The organism is Constantimarinum furrinae (genome assembly GCF_014295415.1).
Lineage (GTDB): Bacteria > Bacteroidota > Bacteroidia > Flavobacteriales > Flavobacteriaceae > Constantimarinum > Constantimarinum furrinae.
Genome location: NZ_CP052909.1, coordinates 649,484 through 668,090, shown reverse-complemented (window position 1 = coordinate 668,090; position 18,607 = coordinate 649,484). Strand labels below are relative to the sequence as shown.

Below are 18,607 nucleotides of genomic sequence, written 5' to 3'. Positions count from 1 at the left end.
TATGCCTTACCAACCCCTCACCACTTACCTCACTCAAAAGGCCGGGATGCGACTGGAGGAGGTGGAGCATGTAATGCCTTTGGTGACAGCCGGCAACTATAAAAAGGGAGATCTTTTATTGCGCGAGGGGGAGGTTTGTGATGCCAGTATCTTTGTGGAAAAAGGTTTGCTGCGTACCTATACGTTGGATGAGGCAGGGAAGGAACATATTGTGCAGTTTGCACCGGAGAACTGGTTTACCGGAGACCGGGGGAGTATTTATTTTAGCGATCCGGCCTACTTTTTTATAGAAGCCGTGGAAGACAGCGAAGTGGTCTTTGTACCCGATGCTGCCATCGATAAGGCATCCGATTTAAGTGCGGCGTTTCGGCAGTACAACAAGACCCTGTTGCATAACCACATTCGCAATTTACAAAAGCGCATCAATTTGTTATTGGGAGCGACGGCCGAACAACGTTATCTCAGTTTCATAACACAATATCCCGATCTGTTGTTACGTGTTCCACAATGGATGATCGCCTCCTATTTGGGCATTACTCCCGAAAGTTTAAGCAGAGTACGAAAAGAGCTTGCCGATAAGAATTTTAAACCTTCTTGATGAGGTGACTGCCCGTCCTTTTTTTTACGTATTCTTTAATACTTCCAGCGACGGCACCGTAAGTTCTTCGATGTTCCAGTCTGCGCGCTTGGCTCCGGCCTGATAAGCAGATTCTAAAAAATTTAGCAAGGCCGTTCTGGGGTTCTGTTCTTGCAATAATTTGTTATATGTTAGTATGGCCATAGCGCTCCCATTAGCATCGATCCAGTTTGCGGAGGCAGGTTGAAGCGTTTCATTCTTCATACCTTCGGGGGAGGGAAAGGTATATGAATAAAAAGCAGCTTCGGGGGTGTTCGGATCTCCCGCCCAGAAACCGAAACTTATGCATTCATGGGTATAGGCATCCTTATCTGAAATTCGGGCTTCTTTTGGCATCGCAGGGGCTTTCTTACCCGAAAATCGCGTAACTGTAAGGTCCATAGAGTGCCAGTATAAATGAACCGGACATGTCTTTCCGTAAAAGCGACCGCTGAACTCTTTAAAGACATCGTCTACCCATAACAGGATCTGCCATAGATTTTGACTGTATTCTTTGTTGTAGTGGTGAAATTCGGTGATTTCGGAAAAGCGTTTATCCATTCCCAGATCATAGGGTTTGTCCAGGATCTGTACGTCAATCTCTAAGTCTTTTAACATGGTCATCAGTTTTAAATAGAAATCCGCGACCGTAAGTCCGTTTTCCAGTGCGATATACTGGCGTTTCCCTTGGCTATTTATAATTTCGAAACGGTGATTTAGGAAATTAAAGGAAAAGGTCACACGTTCCATCCCCAAATTATAGGAAATGGGACCGGTTGTGAGTCCGAGGCTGTCGGTATAAAATGTAATGTACCACCAGTGATTTTTTCGCGGGGTCATCTTTAAACGAATCTTACCAATAATCTGCAGGAAGAGGTGTAGGGTGAGTTTGCTCTTTTCGTTCTCGACGTATGGGATTTGTGGTAATTGAAATGTGTTTTTCATGGTGCTGTATTTTGGTTTATAGTGAGCAGACTTATTTATTAATGAGCTCCTTTTTATGCTACCGGGGCTTATCTGCGAGCATTGTGCTCACAGACAAGCTATTAAAGGTAGTCATTACATTTAATCTTCCAGATATCCGAACTTCCCCATATTATAGTCGGCGATAGCCTGGTTAAGCTCTTCGCGGCTGTTCATTACGAAAGGCCCTTGGGCTGCGATGGGTTCGTTGATGGGTTCGCCGCTTAGGATGAGTACCACGGCATTTTCAGGAGCGGACACTGTAAAATCTTCACCTTCATTTTCAAATAGCACGAAATGATCTGTAGGCACTGCTTCGGAATCGTTTACGGTAACCGAGCCTTCCACGACTAAGAGACAACTATTGTAGTGGGCCGGAAAACTGAAATTTGCTTTACCGCCTTTTTGAAGTCGGGCATTCATCATGTGTATTTTGGTAAAGGTGGATGCCGGTCCCTTTGTTCCCTGATATTCACCCGCTATTACTTCCACGACACCCCCCTTATCGGGCAGAGAAACTTTTGCAAGATCCTGGTGGTTTAGTGCCTGATATTTAGGTTTGGACATTTTGTCTTTGGCGGGCAGATTTACCCACAACTGTACCATTTGGAAATCACCTCCATTTTTACTGAATTCCTCTTCGTGGTATTCTTTGTGAAGCACACCCGAAGCAGCGGTCATCCATTGTACCCCGCCTTCAGAAATTACGCCGCCACCGCCACTGCTGTCGTGATGGGCTACTTTGCCTTGGTAGGCAATGGTCACGGTTTCAAAACCGCGATGCGGATGTACGCCTACGCCTTTGGGTTTTTGTGAAGGCGGAAAATAGAATTTGGAGTTGTAATCCATTAAAATAAACGGATCCATACGTTGCATATCGAGACGGAATCCGCTGGGGATAAAATTGTGCACTCTAAATCCGTCGCCAACAAAGTGCGGCGGACGAGGGGCGGCTACGAGTTCTATATTTTTTGTGTTCATGCGTTATGATTTTGATTATAACAAAGTTAGGAAGGAAAGTTTTGACGGGCATTGATGTATGGTAAGAAGTAGTGCGTAGTCAGAAGTCAGAAGCCAGAAGCCAGAAGTCAGAAGTCAGAAGTCAGAAGTGCGTTGATGAGTTGGTAAGATACTAAGTTTTATACTTTGCTTCTTTGATACTCTGAAACTTTGAGTCTTTGCTACCTATTTTTTTTTCAATAACAATAACAATAACAATAACCAACCTCCGGGCAGGGATTGCAGTGGAAATCCCGGATTTGCTTTTGCAAAACGGAATTGGAGCGAAAAGCCCGGCGCTATGGCGTGATAACGACAGAGGGGCCCGCATAACAAACATCGATAGGGCTATTGCCTAAACTAATGTTAAGCCTGTAAGGTTTGGCGTAAAAATTGACTATTTTTGTGTATTAATCAAAATTAAAGAAAATGGCTTTAGAAATAACAGACGCAACCTTTGAAGAGACCGTATTAAAGAGTGATAAACCGGTATTGGTTGATTTTTGGGCAGCGTGGTGCGGACCTTGCAGAATGGTAGGTCCCATTATAGATGAGATAAGTAATGACTACGAAGGAAAGGCCGTAGTTGGTAAAGTAGACGTAGATGCCAATCAGGAGTTTGCCGCTAAATACGGTGTTAGAAACATTCCTACAGTATTGGTGTTTAACAAAGGAGAATTAGTTGGCAGACAGGTTGGTGTAGCACCAAAAAACGTGTATGCCGAGGCTATCGATTCGCTTTTATAACGGCTTACGAAAATAAATATGCAAAAGGCTTGGCGAATCGCCAGGCCTTTTTTAATTTTCAGAACAATTAATTGAATGTAACATATTAAAACCGTACCGGGTTTTCGGGTATCATTTATGGAAAAAGTAAATAAAGTTCAGGATCAGATAGACAATCAGTTATTGAGTGACCGCAAGGTGTTCTTATGGGGCATGGTAGACGATAAAAGCGCGAAACACGTGGTAGACCGGCTGTATTATCTGGATTCACTGAACCATGAGGAAATAAAATTCTATATCAACAGTCCGGGTGGCTATGTCACCAGCGGTTTTTCCATTTACGATACGATGCGGGGGATTAAGAGTCCGGTGTCGACCATTTGCACGGGTCTGGCAGCTTCTATGGGAAGTATTTTGCTTTCGGCCGGAGAAAAGGGACGTCGGTTTATTCAGCCCCATGCGCGGGTGATGATCCATCAGCCCAGCGGGGGTGCCAGAGGACCTGCCAGCGATATTGAAATCACGGCACAGGAGATCTTAAAGACGAAAGAACTGAGTGCTAAGATCCTCGCCAAAAATTGCGGTCAGAAATTTGAGAAGGTGATGAAAGATTTCAACCGGGATCACTGGATGGGTGCTGAGGAAAGTATTGCATACGGAATCGTAGATGAGGTGGCGAAGTAGATTAGGAGTGAGTCGTAAGAAGTTGGAAGTTGGAAGTTTGAAGTATGAAGTCGGAAGTGTGAAGTCGGGAGTCGGAAGTTGGGATAATTGGATGGTTAGATTTTTGCCTACAGCCTACAATGCATAGAACAATAATTAAAGTAAGGTCTGCACACGCATCATAAATCTATTGAAGCGCTCAAAGCAAAAAAATGAACATTGAAAAAGAGATAAACGAAATTACCGGGTTTAAGAATCTGGAGTTGCTGGCTACTCAGGTGGTCGAGGGGTTTATTTCGGGGCTACATAAGAGTCCGTTTCACGGTTTTTCTGCTGAATTTGCCGAGCACAAGATCTACAACAACGGGGAGAGTACCAAACACATCGACTGGAAGCTGTTTGCCAAGACGGACAAGCTTTATACCAAGCGTTACGAGGAAGAGACCAATTTACGCTGTCACCTTATCCTCGACAACAGCAGTTCTATGCATTACCCGAAATTGAAGCAATTCAATATAAATAATCTAAACAAGATAGGTTTTTCGGTATTGGCCGCGGCGGCGATCATGAATTTGTTGAAACGGCAGCGTGATGCTGTAGGGATGAGTATTTACAGTGATGTATATGAATTTTACAGCAATGAAAAGGGCAGTGAGCGCCACCATCAAATGTTGTTGGGCAAACTGAATGAAGCATTGCGAACCGACCGAAAACAGGTTACCACTAAGACCTATACGCATTTACATCTAATAGCCGAAAAACTGAAACGCCGTTCACTGGTGTTTTTGTTTACCGATATGTTTCAGAGTGATGCCGAGGAATCGGCTTTGTTCGAGGCGCTTCAGCATTTAAAATACAACAAGCACGAAGTAGTTTTGTTTCATACCTACGATAAGGAAACCGAGTTGCAATTTGATTTCAGCAACAGACCCAGACGATTTGTGGACGTGGAAACGGGCGATCACGTAGATTTGTACGCCGATAATATAAAGAATAATTACGAACAGGCTGTTCAGGATTATTTTGACGAATTAAAAGTAAAGTGCGGACAATACCGTATAAAATATGTTCCGGTAAATATACAGGAGCATTTTAATAAGATACTTACTACCTATCTGGTAGAACGACAGAAGTTTGGGTGAATTAGGAATTAGGAGTTAGTGGTTAGGAGTTAGTCGTCTATCCTTTTTCTTGTGTGGTCTGCCGGCTTTTAGAACCCTTACATGATGATGTGTATATCCTTGATTTTAAACGGGCTGTGATATTCGGATTATTTTTTCATTTTTTTATTTGGAACAACTAAAAATGGTGTTATATTTGCCCTCGCTGAAAATGCAATTACTTTAAATCCGACTGTTGTCGGAATCTGTTTTAAACAGGTAAGAAAATTGGTCTGGTAGTTCAGTTGGTTAGAATACCTGCCTGTCACGCAGGGGGTCGCGAGTTCGAGTCTCGTCCAGACCGCAATAAATGCCTTCGTAGGAAGGCATCTCATCAAAAAGAGTTGATACTCTAGGTGAGATTCCTGCTTCCGCAGGAATGAAAATGTTGTGTTGTCACGCTAAAGCGTGATGTGGTACTGAGAGATCAGTAACCAATGAGAAGCTTATCCTGATGGATGGGCTTTTTTTGTTAGTGAGACAGAGAATCTCTGATTCTCGTGGTCGAACTAATCCCGCTCTAAGCGGGATCCCATCCCTTATTTCTGAAAGCAAATGACAGAGAATCTCTGATTCTCGTGGTCGAACTAATCCCGCTCTAAGCGGGATCCCATCCCTTATTTCTGAAAGCAAATGACAGAGAATCTCTGATTCTCGTGGTCGAACTAATCCCGCTCTAAGCGGGATTTCATCCCTTAACTCTGAAAGCTAATGACAGAGACTCTCTGATTCTCGTGGTCGAACTAATCCCGCTCTAAGCGGGATCCCATCCCTTATTTCTGAAAGTAAATGACAGAGAATCTCTGATTCTCGTGGTCGAACTAATCCCGCTCTAAGCGGGATCCCATCCCTTATTTCTAAAAGCAAATGACAGAGAATCTCTGATTCTCGTGGTCGAACTAATCCCGCTCTAAGCGGGATTTCATCCCTTATTTCTGAAAGCAAATGACAGAGAATCTCTGATTCTCGTGGTCGAACTAATCCCGCTCTAAGCGGGATTTCATCCCTTAACTCTGAAAGCTAATGACAGAGAATCTCTGATTCTCGTGGTCGAACTAATCCCGCTCTAAGCGGGATTTCATCCCTTAATTCTGAAAGCAAATGACAGAGAATCTTTGATTCTCGTTGTCGAATTAATCCCGTTTAAAGCGGGATCTTAGAGTTTGTCCTAAGAGCATCATGGAAAATCTTCGATAATTTTGGTGTAAACCGGGGATGTGCCTTAATTTGGTTGAGCCGAGCTTTATGTCTGTTTTGTCGCACGAATATGTATCCAATAATCTTGCCTCATAACTATTTTCACATCATTAAAGCCCGCTTCGTATAGCCATGTTATCTGATTTTTATAGTCATCAGGTTTGTCATAATCGCGATAGTGATCCATGAGCCAATTCCATTTTTCACCGTCGGGAAAGCTTTTAAATACAAACGATTTCCACTCTTTTATCAATTCGGGATGTTCAGGTGAATTTTTATCTATCATCAGGTCACTAAACCCAAAGATCCCTGCATTTTTCAGAGAATGAAATATCGCTTTAAAAAGCCTCTTTTTTTCTTCGGAATGACAATGATGTAGGCTGAATCCGGCCACCACCATGTCATTCAGGTTTTCTTCAAAAACGTGATCCTGAAAATAGGAAGTTATATAGGTCATAGGATACTGCTGAAACCGCTGTTTGCAGATACGGATCATTTCATCCGATGCATCCAATAGCGTATAGTTGGAATCAGGAAATAGCTTCAGTACTTCTGAAGTTACATTACCATTGCCACAACCCAGATCAAGGATTTGATAAGGAAAGAATTCCCGGGGTAGATCTTTAGTAAAAGATGCCAGTAGATCTAAATAATGCGGCACACAACCTATCATATCGGTGGTATAGTTAACCGAAAACTTATCAAACTCAGTTGCTATATTATGTTCTGTTTGCATTTTAAAAGCCATGGATCCTTTAGCTAAGTTAGTATATTACGGTGAATTTTTTTTAAAAAAATACTGACACAAAGCCCATTATTAAATAATTTTTCAGAAGAATTAAAACAAAAGCTAGTTTTCCGATTTCGTTGTGATTAATGAATCAGATTCGTTTTTCGAGCACTTTTAAAATTTGTCTTTGAACGATCAGTTTTCTCTAATTTTTGAAATTATACTACAAGAAAAGGTATATTTGAGTTGTATAAAGCCAGATTTCAACAATGTTCGATAGGTTAGGTCAATTTCTCTTCGCTCCCACCAATGCTTCTATCGTTAGTTTATACCGAATAATTTTCGGGCTGTTTATGGTCTATCAGATGATCTATTATTATCAGTTGGACTATACGTATCAATTCTTAACAGGACCGGAATTGCTTTTTCCTTATCAGGGTCTCGAATTTTTAAGCCCACTCTCTGAATCGGTCATGAAATTGATACATTTCGGTTTACTGGCGTCATCGGTATTGATTACAGTGGGGTTTTTGTATCGCTACGCGATGTTATTTTTTTGTATCGGCTTCACGTATTTTTCGTTCATCGATAAGACCTTGTATAACAACCATCTGTATCTGATATCGCTCATATCCTTTGTTTTAATTTTTATTTCGGCAGACCGAAAATATAGCTTAAAAGCATATTTCTCAAAACAAATCACTACTGACCTTATTCCTGCATGGAATCAGTATATTTTAATGTTTCTTATTGGGTTGCCATATTTCTTCGGAGGAATCGCTAAGCTTTCACCAAACTGGTTAAACACAGACCTGGTTCAGATCATGGTACAAGAATCTCGTACGGGCGGGTTAACTAGTATTATTCCCAAGGATGTTTTAGTTTGGCTCATCAAATATGTAGGCCTGGTGTATGACTTGCTAATCGTTTTTCTGTTATTGAATAAAAGGACACGGAGCATAGGTATAGTCTTTATTTTGATATTCAATTTTCTGAACCATTCAGTGCTTTTTGGAGATATTGGACTCTTTCCCTTTTTAATGATCTGCTCTACAATACTGTTCTTCGATGCTGACAAAGTTGGAAAGTTCATCGACTCGATTTTTACGAAGAAATTCCATAAAAAAGTAGTAAAAAGGAAAGAAAAAAGACCGAAACGACCTAAAATGACTAAGGCAGAGCGAAGGATATTTCAGGCAAATCAGGCAAAAATTAGGTCGGAACAACAGGAAGAAAGTCAGCCTATTTCGATTTCCCCATGGACTGGAAGCAGAAAAGCTGTCGTCATTGGCCTTAGCTTATTTATTCTCTTTCAGATTACCTTTCCTTTACGGCATTTTTTTATTACAGATAACCCCGAATGGACGGGGCGTGCCGTACGGTTTTCATGGCGGATGAAAATGCAAACGCGGGAATTAAATACGCTGGAAATGACTTTTTCAGACAGGAAGACGGGGGAGTTTGGTCCTGTAGAGGTGTCATCCTTTCTAAGTACCAATCAGTTCATCCATTTAGCAGAAGACCCCGATAATTTTATTCATTTAGCAAAATATCTTCATAAAAAAATTGAAAGTAGCACGGGAATCATCGACCCTTTAATACGTGCAGATGTGCAGGTAAGTTTTAATGGATTAACGAATCAACCAATGTTTGCAAGGGATCTTGATTTAGTTCGGGTTTCTGAAAAAGAACAATTTGGTGAATCTTGGATTTCCCCACTTCAATGGAAAAAAGAATAAGATGAATACGACGCGGTGACTCAATGAATATACATCAGGTCAATATGGCATAACACCCATGTTTTAATATTGTCCAATAGCACTGAAAAGAGTAGTGTTGTTGAAAAGTTGAAAGTCCCTTTCTTAGAATTTCAGAAAAGATAGTATCTTAGATATTTATTTTGAATAGATTACTATTCAAATAAAATAACCAACTATGCTTTATCTAATTCTTTCGGTGGGCCTTTTACTTATCATAGGTCTTTTTATGGTAACTGTGTTTAACAGATTCGTTAAGAACAAAAACACGGTTCAGGATGCCTGGAGCAATATCGATGTAGCTCTTAAACGACGATACGATCTTATTCCTAATCTCGTAGAGACGGTAAAGGGATATGCCGCACATGAGCGATCTACCCTCGAAGATGTAATAAAGGCCCGAAATGCAGCTATGTCTGTCCCTTCCGAAGATATCAATGCCCAGATCAAAGCCGAAAATCAGTTGCAGCAAACGCTGCGTAGTATTTTTGCTTTAGGAGAAGCATACCCGGATCTGAAGGCGAACACCAACTTTATTCAGTTGCAGGAAAAACTCAATGAGATAGAAGAAAATCTGGAACGCAGTCGGAGATATTACAACGGAACGGTCCGTGAAAACAATACCTATGGAGAAAGTTTTCCGGGAGTGTTATTTGCAGGGATGCTAAATTATAAGCACTTCGATTTCTTTGAAGCAGAAGCCGAAAGCAGAGAGAATATTAAAGTGGATTTTTCATAATTTCAAAGTGAGGTCGATAAAAGGAATATTAATTACTCTTTTTATTATTTCGGCGATTCCCTTGGGTTACTCGCAAGGATTCTCTGTTGAAAATTATTCAGTAGAAATTCATATCAGTCCAAAGGGATATTTCGATGTGGTAGAGCGCTATGATATTACATTCAGTCAATATAAACACGGGATTTATCGGGATATACAAACAAGTTATACGATCGATGATATAGAAGGAAAACCCGAAAAGCGAGATATTAAGATCAGTAACGTAGAGGTTCCGAATCATATATTTGAAACTTCCGGGGCTTTTGCCCGCAAATTAGAAGGCTATTTAAGAATTAAGATCGGGGATCCCAATAAGACGATCATCGGGCCACAACATTATGAAATACGTTATCGGGTATCCAATGCATTTTTATACGAAGAAGATGCTACCCTTTTTTACTGGAATATTAAGCCTACCAATTGGATGGCAACCTTTAAAGCAGTACAATTCACTATTTTTCTGCCCGAAAATTCAGCAGTAGGCATGGATGACTGTTTTGTGTATTCAGGGGTCTATGGAACAACAGCCTTAAGTGAAGATTTCGACATTAATATGTCCAATGGACAATTTGCCGGCGCGAGCTTTCCCAATGTGAGATCGAATTACGGTGACAGTGTTACCGTGCTTATCAAACTGCCACCCGGAAGTATTAAAGTAATCAAGCCATTCTGGCCATTTTGGACAGATTATGGATGGACGCTCATCCTCGGTTTACTCATTCTCGGTTTTTATTTTACTTGGCGCAAATATGGAAGGGATGAACGGGTTACCACTACCGTTTCGTATTATCCGCCCGAAAACCTTGACCCTGCTATGGCCGGATTCCTCATTAATGACAGTGAAGATTCAACCGATCTCATTGCTTTAATCCCATATTGGGGGTCGAAAGGATACATAAAAATGGAAGAGATCGATAAAAAAGGTTGGTTGGCAAAAGATGATACCCGAATTACGAAATTAAGAGATCTTCCACCCAATTCTCCCGACTACGAGCTCAAGTTCTTTAATGGACTTTTCGGTCATGGAACGCGAGATGAGGTGCTTATCAGCAGTTTAAAGGATAAGTTTTATACCATAATGAATTCGGCCAAAGTCAAACTGAAAAATGCTGCACAACGTTATTACGAGCCCGAATCAAAATCTGTACAAACCCGCACCGGTTGCAGTTTGGTTGTGTTAATTGTACTTTTTACGCCACTGCTGCTGTATATGTGGGGTTTGATGGCAGCCGTCGCAATGTTCGTTTGTGGTGTTATATTGCTCATATTCAATATCTTTATGATCAAAAAGAATAAAAAAGGCGATAGAATATTTTCTGAACTAAAAGGGTTCAAACAATTTATTAAAACAGCTGAAGAGAATAAACTCAAAATGCTTATTTCTGAAAGTCCTGTGTATTTTGAATCAACCATGGGCTACGCATTGGCGTTTGGGGCTTTTAATAGCTGGGCGAAAAAATTTGAAGCCTTGAGCGTAAATCCTCCGGAATGGTATTCAACAACCTCTCCCGGAATTTACAATATGCACAGCTTCTCTAATTCTTTCTCAAGTGCCATCTCCTCTACAAGATCTACTATGGTTAGTGCTCCTTCAAGCAGCGGAAGCAGTGGTGGTGGATCTTCGGGCGGCGGATTTGGCGGTGGAGGTGGCGGTAGCTGGTAAAGACTATCTTTAAGGGTAATGACTCAATTTAGCATGAAAGAATAATGCTTTTCCTGATGACATTCTTAGTGCATCACGATGATAAGGAAAACTATTATCATGAGAACTTTAAAGACTCTTTTACTTTTCTTTTTCTTTGTAGCTACTTTATCCTGCAGTAAGGACGATGGACCCGGCACCCAAGCCGAACAATTTGCCAATTTTAACTCTCAAATCTGCAATACGGTTCAAGGACCGGATGCGTTGTACTGGGATTATGCCCACGGACTTCCAATCCCATTAGCCGAACCTCCCCTTATTGCAAACCCCGGTGCTCAGTTTATTCATAGTCAGTATCCGGCATTAGGTTTTACTATGCCTCAGGGCTATACAGCCACCGAAGTTCTTGATCAACAAACCGCGACAATTGGAGTGAACGTGATTAGAAACGACAACGCAGCTGTGTGGCGGTATGTGCCAACATCAACGTTTCCCGGGCCTGTTGCCATAAACGATCTAATGGCTTTCGAGATTAATCAGATCATGGCATTTCACGGTTTTAGCGGTAATCCGCAGGTATTGTGTACCACTACAAAAACAACCAATAACGGAGACCTGATTACAACCTTTGGGGCACGTCTCATCCAATTCGATAATACTACAGCCTTGGTTTGGGCAAATTCTCATGTGTCGCAATCCTTGAATGTAACTTTTATGGCAGCCTCAGTATCCTCTGGACCAACTGCAGAGTTTGATGCACTGGTTTTTGAAACATTTTTGCCAATTAGTTGGCAATTATTAGTAGGTCCCGAGCGCATTCAGGATTCAGATCTGGATGGTGTGCCGGATGAACAAGATAATTTTCCATTCGACCCCAATAGGCAATAAGTTCACAGAAATGCAATTTTTTTAAAAAATATGTAGTGCAAGGGTAGGGTATTTTTCAGCTAAGCTGTTGTAGTTTAGATTCGTGGCATTTTACGCAAATTAATTGTTAAAATGATGCGGTCGTTTTTAATCGGAAGGTTGATTTCATATATTTAGTAACTACATAAAGAAGAACCACCCATGGAAAGAAGGAAATTTATCAAAAAATCGGGACAAGCTTTATTGGCCGTGTCCACTATTTCAATTACAGGAGCTGTTGTATCGGCCTGCTCTACAGACGACACGGAAGACTTTTTCAGTGACGGTTATTACGAAGAAGGTTATTATGGTGAAGGCTATTACGGAGACGGCTATTATGGCGACGGCTATTATGGTGATGGTTACTATGGTGATGGTTACTATGGAGATGGCTATTATGGCGACGGATACTATGGTGACGGCTATTACGGCGATGGATATTATGGTGATGGTTACTACGGTGATGGATACTATGGAGATGGTTACTACGGGGATGGTTATTATGGAGACGCACAGGAACTCATTGATATCTTAATGGACGGACTTTGGTTCGTAGAAACTTATATTGACAGTGGTTCAAATCAAACCGCTACGTACAACGGTTACAATGTGGACTTTATGACCGGAAATGCAGTTACTGCAACAAACGGGAGTAATACCAATAATGGTACCTGGTTGGTGAGTAGTACTGGTCAGGAATTAAACCTTGCCTTTTCTGGCTCGCCATTCGATGAGTTTAATGATGAATGGGATGTGTTTAGCGTGATGCCAAACCGTGTGGAGATCCGTGACGTTAGCGGTGGCGGTGGCGGAACCGATATTCTGGTCTTCGAGAAGCTATAGATTGTAGTTAGTTAACTGTTAGCTGGACATTTTGGATTATTCTCGAAATGTCCAACTATACTTTATTCCAAAATTTTGAGCGTACTTCTATTTTTACACGATACTTCGCTGGCAACACCACGCGGAGCAGAACTTACCATCCAGCAACTCATTAAACTGGGTGAAGAAAAGGGCTATACGGTAGTACTCGACTATCTAAAAAATTTTGAGGATACTAAAACATACATCAAGAAGGCCGATCTGGTGGTTCTTAACAGTACTTCGCGATGTAACTATGAATTGGAATTGGCGCAATATCTTATCGATGTGTCTACACCGTATATAAAAGTTGAGTACGACTATAATTTTTGTGTACGGCGGAATATTTTATGTACCGTAGACAGAAATGTACGCAGTTGTTGCCATCCCGATAAATTTCATCTCTTCAGGAATTTGTTTAAGGGTTCGGCCCTCAATGTCTTTCAATCTCCGAAACATTTTGAAGCTCACTACGATTTCTACGGAGAAGCCGTTTCCAATAAATTGATCATGCCTCCAACAGTGGAAGTCGATCGACTTAAACCTTCGGAAGAAAAGGATGAAAGTGTGATTCCATTTTTTGGGGATCTCAACTTTTTAAAAGGCGGACATGAGTACATTACCTATGCCGAAGAGCATCCCGAAATTAAATTTATGGTCTACGGAAGATGTCAGCTGAGGCGTGAAATGCCACCCAATTTAACCTTTCACGATCCTGTTTCAAACGATGAGGTGCTTGAGATCCTCGGAAAAACCAAACAATTCATTTGTAAACCGGTATGGCCCGAACCTTCAGGACGGCTTGCTGCTGAGGCCTTCCTTTCCGGCTGTGAAATGATAAGTAATGATAGAATTGGGACCTTTTCATTCGATTTCTATCCCGATCATAAAGAACAGGCTATCGAAGAAATGAAACAAGCTCCTGAAAATTTCTATAAGGAGGTAGCCGGTATTCTGAAAAATTCCGAAGATAAAAAACAGCCTTCACTGGGAAAGGTGCTGGTGTATAAGAGCTATGGTGGGCTTGGGGACATATTTTTTACTATTCCCTCAATTTATAAAATTGGCGAGGTTTCAGATGCTTTGGATTTCGCGGTTGCTCCAAGATTGGTCGACTTTTTTGCAAAGCATTTAAAAGGGGTGAGGGTTGTAAATGAAAAGGAAGTAAGACTGCAGGAAGATCAATACGACAATATATATGAATTCGGAAATTACCCGGCTTTCAGGGGGTATCGGCTTCCTCATGCCTTGAGATATCCCACTCATAAAAAAGTGAATCAACACGCTATTCAACATTATATTGATACGGCTTCAAAGCTGCATGCCGATATCGATAATAATATGGAACGGTATCCCTTTTTCGAGAGACAACCCGATATGGACAACCCCTATTTTGTGGTACATCACGGAGCGGGTTTTCTTCTGAAGATATGGCCTACCGATAAATATGCTAAACTAATAGAGCGACTATCTGAGATATATCCCAATCTGAGTTGCAAGGTCATCATGGGACCGGATGACCCCGATATCGAGCAGTACTTTACTAAAAAAATGCCACATGTGGAGTTCGTTACCGGTGGAATGATCGATGTTGGAAATGCCATGGCGGGTGCCTTGTTTCACGTTGGGAATGATGCGGGGATCACTCACGTTGCCGGAGCGTTTAATGTTCCAACTGTTGGGATCTACGGACCAACCGGCCCCGGAAGCTGGGGAAGTTTTGCTCAGTTCAACGAACTGATTTGGGGGAAACAAGGGGTTTGTAATATTCTGTGTAATTACGACGTGATCCTGAATTGCGACCATAAGATCTGTTTGAATTCGGTGACCGTAGATCGCGTGCTGGAAGCACTGTATAAGGTCTTGCAACGAGCATATCCGAACCTTGAAAACGATCTGGTTGTAAATCCGCAGACTAAATTCGATACTACTGAAAATGATTGTCTTATCACTTTGGGAGATCAGGAATTATTGTTGGAATATCATAGCGACGATATGAAGAGAAATGTTGAGGCATTACTTATAGATAAAACCGACGACTTTGATAATGACGCCGATTTTAAAATGGTCATTGATGTATTGCAGCAACAACATATCCTTTTTAAGCTTCCGAAATTTCAGAGCAAAGTGATACAAGCTTGAAGTATTTGTTTCCTCGATAATAATATTTATTCTATCCATTCAATTAGCTTCCATTCCGGAAGCTTTTTTATTATATTCGGCCTTAAATAAAACCAATGATCTCAGAAATAATAAGCAGTAGAAGAGCTGTCTATCCTGCACAATACAACAGTGATCCCATTAGCAAAGAGGAAATTCAAGCCATTTTAGAAGCTGCCAACTGGGCTCCAACCCATCGACGTACAGAACCGTGGCGTTTTAAGGTCTTACAGGGAGACGCAAAGAAAAAACTGGCAGGCTTCCTTGCTAAAACATATAAAGAAAAAGGCGAGAATTTTTCTGAAGTTAAATACAGAAAATATCAAGAAAACCCTTTAAAGGCAGCTTGCATCATAGCGATCTGTATGCAGCGGGATCCTTCTGAATCAATCCCGGAGTGGGAAGAAATTGCCTCTACGGCTATGGCAGTTCAGAATATGTGGCTTATGGCTTCGACCATGCGAATTGGAAGCTATTGGGGCTCTCCCGGTGTAATAAAGTATATGAATGAATTTTTTGAAATGGAAGACGGTGAACGTTGTCTCGGCTTTTTCTATATGGGGAAATACAATGGAGAACTCCCCGAAGGGCACCGTAAAACGCCAATAAGCGAAAAAACAACCTGGTTATAGACTGTTTTTAAATATAAACTAATACCCGCCGTCATCTGTGGCGTCCATTCGGTTCCAGCTTTGATTGTTTACCGTATTATCGGTATTCGGATTGTAAAAATTATCGTTGGTTTTTATGTATTCTCCATTAGAATTCATCCAGTAATTGCTTGCCCCGTCTTCCACTTTATAAGTCTGTCCCGTAGAAGTATTGGTCATGTTCTTTTGTTCCCAGATCCCATCTACTGTTTTTTCCTGCATCCTGTCCGATGACGCATTATTGTTCCTCCAGGTATCCATCATCGATTTGTTTATGGCATCGTTTGAGCTTTTGAATGCCGCTTGCTGGGCTTCAAAGTTACGCTGATTGGCAGCCATTTTCTGATTATGGGATGCCCAGCTCGCGTTCGCTTTTTGTTGTTCCTCCTGATTGTACAGGGCGATCTGTTGCGGATTGTATTCTATATTCTGAATTCCAAACAAAAAATGATTCTTCGCTGCTTCGAATGCTGATGTGGGTGCTTCCAATGCATATCCGTAATAGCCCCACATAGAAGTTCCCTGAGCATAAGAATCGAAGGAGCGTATCACAAAAAGAAGAGAGGTGTTGTTTTGATCCTGCAGTTCCACAGCGATTGCTTCATATTTGTTCTGAGAGGGAGCTGTTTTATATAGTTTACTGAAGTAATTCTTATCACTTTCCACCATTTTGGGAAGCGGGTATTTTGCTTTAACTGTAAAACCGTTTTGCCGTAACTGGGGAACAAAGTCCTGATCGAAGACATTCATCAGACCCGGATTTATACGCAGTTGGGTCCCACTTTGAGAATATGCTTGTTGCATATAGGGATCGTTGGTCGCAATAAACATGTTGTTCCTAAGATTACCTACTTTTAGTCCGCCCGGTCCTTCGAGCAATACGGTTGGGTCGTTAGTGTTCATTTGCCAGGAAGCAGGTAAAGGGATTCGTGCCATTGGCATGTTTCGTTTATTGTCCATGATGATCTTGTATTCCAGTTGGTCAGGATTTTTTTCTGAAATAGTATTTTCTGAAGTGCCTGTGATCCTATCTTCTGTTAGATTGAGACAGGACGTGAAGAAGGTTGCGGAGAGCAGTAAACTGAAGAGAATTTTTGCCGACATAATGATTGGTTTTTATAAAGCATCGTATTGCTCATAAAATGTCATCATGGAAATGTAAAGATTAAAACAGTAGCTCCCAGTTTTCGTAGACCTTAAAAGCAAATAGCCCAAGGTATACGACCGTTGCCGTAAATTTAATGAATGTAGAAGCCAGAAATCCAATAAATGACCCAATGGCAGCTTTAAAGGCTTGACGGCCTTTAGTTCTGTTAAAGACAAGTTCACCAATGAGGGCCCCGGCAAAAGGACCGATAAGGATACCGAAGGGAATAGGAGCCAGAATTCCTACCACCAAACCTATGGTTGTTCCCCAGGCACCTGCTTTACTACCTCCAAAATGTTTGGTGCCAAGTGCCGGAATAATGTAATCGAGGATGTAGAGGCTGATGGCCACAATACCGGTAATAATGATAAAGGTCCAGTTAAATGTGATAGAGGGCGCCAGGTGAAGAACCACCAAGCCAGCCCAACTAACCGGTACTCCCGGCAAAATAGGTAGAATACTGCCAAAGATCCCAACGAACATGAGAATAAGGCCAATTGAAACTAAAACGAGATCCATTGCTACACCATAAGACGGTAAAAAATGTGCAATGTTACATGAAAAGAGAATGTAGCGATATAGTTATACAAAAAAGCGGGACGGTAATTTTGTTTACAAGCAAGGAGGCTGAATAATTATTTATCTTTTTTACGGCAATTGGACAAGATCGTGATTAGTTGGTTTGCCATTTGCTGAGCCTGGTCTGAATAAAATGAATATGTTGCGTGTAACGACTCACCCTCCAATTCTTTATCGGTTCGATGGTAGTTATTTGTGGTAAATTCGTAACCCGGGTCACATTGCATCTGAATTACGATGGAACGGATGCTTTCTTCCAGCTTGGTGAGATTCGTTTCCGCTTCAATTTGTAGTTTTTTTTGTGCAGCAAATTTTTCTTCTTTTTGCGCCCTTATTTTCATCTGAAGTTCTTGCTGCAGTTTTAATTGTTCTTCGATCTTCTTTTGCTTTTCAATTAATTGCTGCTGTTGCTCCAATAGTTCCTGCTCCTGAAGTGACAATTCATCGATGGATGTGCCGACGGCATAATAAGAAACAGAGGCAGTGCACAGGTCTAGGGCCAATAGAACAGATCGGGTATCGGCCAATGCGTTTTTCACATAATATCTTACCATATCAAACTTTTCTGCTGCAAGTGCTTTTTTTAGCTTTTCGATAGCGTTATAACTCGAATTATTGGCCTCGGAACAGCCACATTGTTCGGTAGATTCGAATACCCTTTGTTGAGCTTCCATGGAGCGTAGGGCATATTCCTTTAGATGTTTGATATTATTCGCTTCAAGGGCCTTTTCGGCATGCTGCAAACCATAAGTTCCATCTTGATAAGCAGTTCCACAGTTTATAGTGGCTGCCACGGTGTAAAAGGATATAAGAAATAAAAATAGCGTAATTGTTTTTCTCATGATCTTCCGTCTTTGTAATTCATCCGAAAAGTATCACTAAAATCGATAAAAGACAAAAATAATCGATGAAAAACATTATATATTAAAGATACGGACAGATTAATGTTAAAATGATTTTCTTGGATTTTGAAAGCAACGCTCATAAAGGCTACTTTATTCCTCCATATAGGACTGAAACATCTATTTATAACTAAAAAATTAGTTTAAACTAATTTTTTAGTTATATTTACA

Annotated in this window: 17 protein-coding genes and 1 tRNA gene; 12 read left to right on the top strand and 6 right to left on the bottom strand. The window is 41.1% G+C overall.

From position 1 onward, the window contains the following. The first annotated feature begins 1 nt into the window (after position 1). Positions 2-598, top strand: coding sequence for a Crp/Fnr family transcriptional regulator (locus tag ALE3EI_RS03135; RefSeq protein ID WP_186990754.1), 597 nt, complete (start codon positions 2-4; stop codon positions 596-598). Positions 599-622: 24 nt separating this feature from the next. On the opposite strand, the gene ALE3EI_RS03130 is transcribed toward ALE3EI_RS03135, so the two are convergent. Both ALE3EI_RS03130 and ALE3EI_RS03125 read right to left on the bottom strand, forming a co-directional pair. After that, a complete protein-coding gene (locus ALE3EI_RS03130) occupies positions 623-1,561 on the bottom strand; it encodes a DUF5996 family protein (protein WP_186990752.1) in 939 nt (312 codons plus the stop codon). Positions 1,562-1,681: 120 nt separating this feature from the next. Beyond that, the gene (locus tag ALE3EI_RS03125) at positions 1,682-2,560 is read right to left on the bottom strand and encodes a pirin family protein (protein ID WP_186990750.1); all 879 of its coding nucleotides are present in this window, start codon (positions 2,558-2,560) and stop codon (positions 1,682-1,684) included. Positions 2,561-3,007: 447 nt separating this feature from the next. On the opposite strand from ALE3EI_RS03125, the gene trxA reads away from it, so the two are divergent. The 4 genes from trxA to ALE3EI_RS03105 all read left to right on the top strand — a co-directional run bounded on the left by trxA (position 3,008) and on the right by ALE3EI_RS03105 (position 5,431). Then, a complete protein-coding gene (gene trxA, locus ALE3EI_RS03120; RefSeq protein ID WP_186990748.1) occupies positions 3,008-3,325 on the top strand; it encodes a thioredoxin in 318 nt (105 codons plus the stop codon). A gap of 117 nt (positions 3,326-3,442) precedes the next feature. Further along, the gene (locus ALE3EI_RS03115) at positions 3,443-3,988 is read left to right on the top strand and encodes a ClpP family protease (protein ID WP_186990746.1); all 546 of its coding nucleotides are present in this window, start codon (positions 3,443-3,445) and stop codon (positions 3,986-3,988) included. 191 nt (positions 3,989-4,179) lie between these two features. Next, complete coding sequence (locus ALE3EI_RS03110) at positions 4,180-5,109, top strand: DUF58 domain-containing protein (protein WP_186990743.1); 930 nt, start codon at positions 4,180-4,182, stop codon at positions 5,107-5,109. Positions 5,110-5,357: 248 nt separating this feature from the next. Further along, positions 5,358-5,431, top strand: a tRNA-Asp gene (locus ALE3EI_RS03105). Between the two features lie 939 nt (positions 5,432-6,370). Here ALE3EI_RS03105 and ALE3EI_RS03100 read toward each other — a convergent pair. Continuing rightward, on the bottom strand, positions 6,371-7,060 hold the full coding sequence (locus ALE3EI_RS03100) for a class I SAM-dependent methyltransferase (protein ID WP_186990741.1): 690 nt from the start codon (positions 7,058-7,060) through the stop codon (positions 6,371-6,373). Positions 7,061-7,323: 263 nt separating this feature from the next. On the opposite strand from ALE3EI_RS03100, the gene ALE3EI_RS03095 reads away from it, so the two are divergent. The 7 genes from ALE3EI_RS03095 (at position 7,324) to ALE3EI_RS03065 (ending at position 15,790) form a co-directional block, all read left to right on the top strand. Then, entirely contained in the window at positions 7,324-8,793 is a 1,470-nt protein-coding gene (locus ALE3EI_RS03095) for an HTTM domain-containing protein (RefSeq protein WP_186990740.1), read from the top strand. Between the two features lie 196 nt (positions 8,794-8,989). Then, positions 8,990-9,550, top strand: coding sequence for a LemA family protein (locus ALE3EI_RS03090; protein WP_186990738.1), 561 nt, complete (start codon positions 8,990-8,992; stop codon positions 9,548-9,550). 7 nt (positions 9,551-9,557) lie between these two features. Continuing rightward, positions 9,558-11,252, top strand: coding sequence for a DUF2207 domain-containing protein (locus tag ALE3EI_RS03085; protein WP_222614546.1), 1,695 nt, complete (start codon positions 9,558-9,560; stop codon positions 11,250-11,252). A 99-nt stretch (positions 11,253-11,351) separates the two neighbouring features. After that, complete coding sequence (locus ALE3EI_RS03080; RefSeq protein ID WP_186990736.1) at positions 11,352-12,119, top strand: hypothetical protein; 768 nt, start codon at positions 11,352-11,354, stop codon at positions 12,117-12,119. Between the two features lie 180 nt (positions 12,120-12,299). Continuing rightward, on the top strand, positions 12,300-12,980 hold the full coding sequence (locus ALE3EI_RS03075; RefSeq protein ID WP_186990734.1) for a hypothetical protein: 681 nt from the start codon (positions 12,300-12,302) through the stop codon (positions 12,978-12,980). Positions 12,981-13,055: 75 nt separating this feature from the next. Next, positions 13,056-15,140, top strand: a complete 2,085-nt coding sequence (locus ALE3EI_RS03070) for a glycosyltransferase family 9 protein (protein WP_186990732.1) — start codon at positions 13,056-13,058, stop codon at positions 15,138-15,140. A 95-nt stretch (positions 15,141-15,235) separates the two neighbouring features. Beyond that, positions 15,236-15,790, top strand: coding sequence for a nitroreductase family protein (locus ALE3EI_RS03065; RefSeq protein WP_186990730.1), 555 nt, complete (start codon positions 15,236-15,238; stop codon positions 15,788-15,790). Between the two features lie 18 nt (positions 15,791-15,808). On the opposite strand, the gene ALE3EI_RS03060 is transcribed toward ALE3EI_RS03065, so the two are convergent. From ALE3EI_RS03060 to ALE3EI_RS03050, 3 genes are all read right to left on the bottom strand, one after another. Further along, positions 15,809-16,912 carry a type 2 periplasmic-binding domain-containing protein gene (locus ALE3EI_RS03060; protein ID WP_186990728.1) on the bottom strand — a complete coding sequence of 368 codons (1,104 nt, stop codon included), beginning with the start codon at positions 16,910-16,912 and terminating at the stop codon, positions 15,809-15,811. 61 nt (positions 16,913-16,973) lie between these two features. Further along, the gene (locus ALE3EI_RS03055) at positions 16,974-17,474 is read right to left on the bottom strand and encodes a DUF456 domain-containing protein (RefSeq protein ID WP_186990726.1); all 501 of its coding nucleotides are present in this window, start codon (positions 17,472-17,474) and stop codon (positions 16,974-16,976) included. 116 nt (positions 17,475-17,590) lie between these two features. Then, entirely contained in the window at positions 17,591-18,376 is a 786-nt protein-coding gene (locus tag ALE3EI_RS03050; protein ID WP_186990724.1) for a hypothetical protein, read from the bottom strand. Positions 18,377-18,607: the final 231 nt, after the last annotated feature.

Coding starts and splice junctions, on each gene's coding strand:
- ALE3EI_RS03100 (WP_186990741.1), bottom strand. CDS start 7,060: ATGCAAACAGAACATAATATAGCAACTGAGTTTGATAAGTTTTCGGTT.
- ALE3EI_RS03055 (WP_186990726.1), bottom strand. CDS start 17,474: ATGGATCTCGTTTTAGTTTCAATTGGCCTTATTCTCATGTTCGTTGGG.
- ALE3EI_RS03065 (WP_186990730.1), top strand. CDS start 15,236: ATGATCTCAGAAATAATAAGCAGTAGAAGAGCTGTCTATCCTGCACAA.
- ALE3EI_RS03080 (WP_186990736.1), top strand. CDS start 11,352: ATGAGAACTTTAAAGACTCTTTTACTTTTCTTTTTCTTTGTAGCTACT.
- ALE3EI_RS03130 (WP_186990752.1), bottom strand. CDS start 1,561: ATGAAAAACACATTTCAATTACCACAAATCCCATACGTCGAGAACGAA.
- ALE3EI_RS03115 (WP_186990746.1), top strand. CDS start 3,443: ATGGAAAAAGTAAATAAAGTTCAGGATCAGATAGACAATCAGTTATTG.
- ALE3EI_RS03095 (WP_186990740.1), top strand. CDS start 7,324: ATGTTCGATAGGTTAGGTCAATTTCTCTTCGCTCCCACCAATGCTTCT.
- ALE3EI_RS03125 (WP_186990750.1), bottom strand. CDS start 2,560: ATGAACACAAAAAATATAGAACTCGTAGCCGCCCCTCGTCCGCCGCAC.
- ALE3EI_RS03075 (WP_186990734.1), top strand. CDS start 12,300: ATGGAAAGAAGGAAATTTATCAAAAAATCGGGACAAGCTTTATTGGCC.
- ALE3EI_RS03110 (WP_186990743.1), top strand. CDS start 4,180: ATGAACATTGAAAAAGAGATAAACGAAATTACCGGGTTTAAGAATCTG.
- trxA (WP_186990748.1), top strand. CDS start 3,008: ATGGCTTTAGAAATAACAGACGCAACCTTTGAAGAGACCGTATTAAAG.
- ALE3EI_RS03060 (WP_186990728.1), bottom strand. CDS start 16,912: ATGTCGGCAAAAATTCTCTTCAGTTTACTGCTCTCCGCAACCTTCTTC.
- ALE3EI_RS03135 (WP_186990754.1), top strand. CDS start 2: ATGCCTTACCAACCCCTCACCACTTACCTCACTCAAAAGGCCGGGATG.
- ALE3EI_RS03050 (WP_186990724.1), bottom strand. CDS start 18,376: ATGAGAAAAACAATTACGCTATTTTTATTTCTTATATCCTTTTACACC.
- ALE3EI_RS03090 (WP_186990738.1), top strand. CDS start 8,990: ATGCTTTATCTAATTCTTTCGGTGGGCCTTTTACTTATCATAGGTCTT.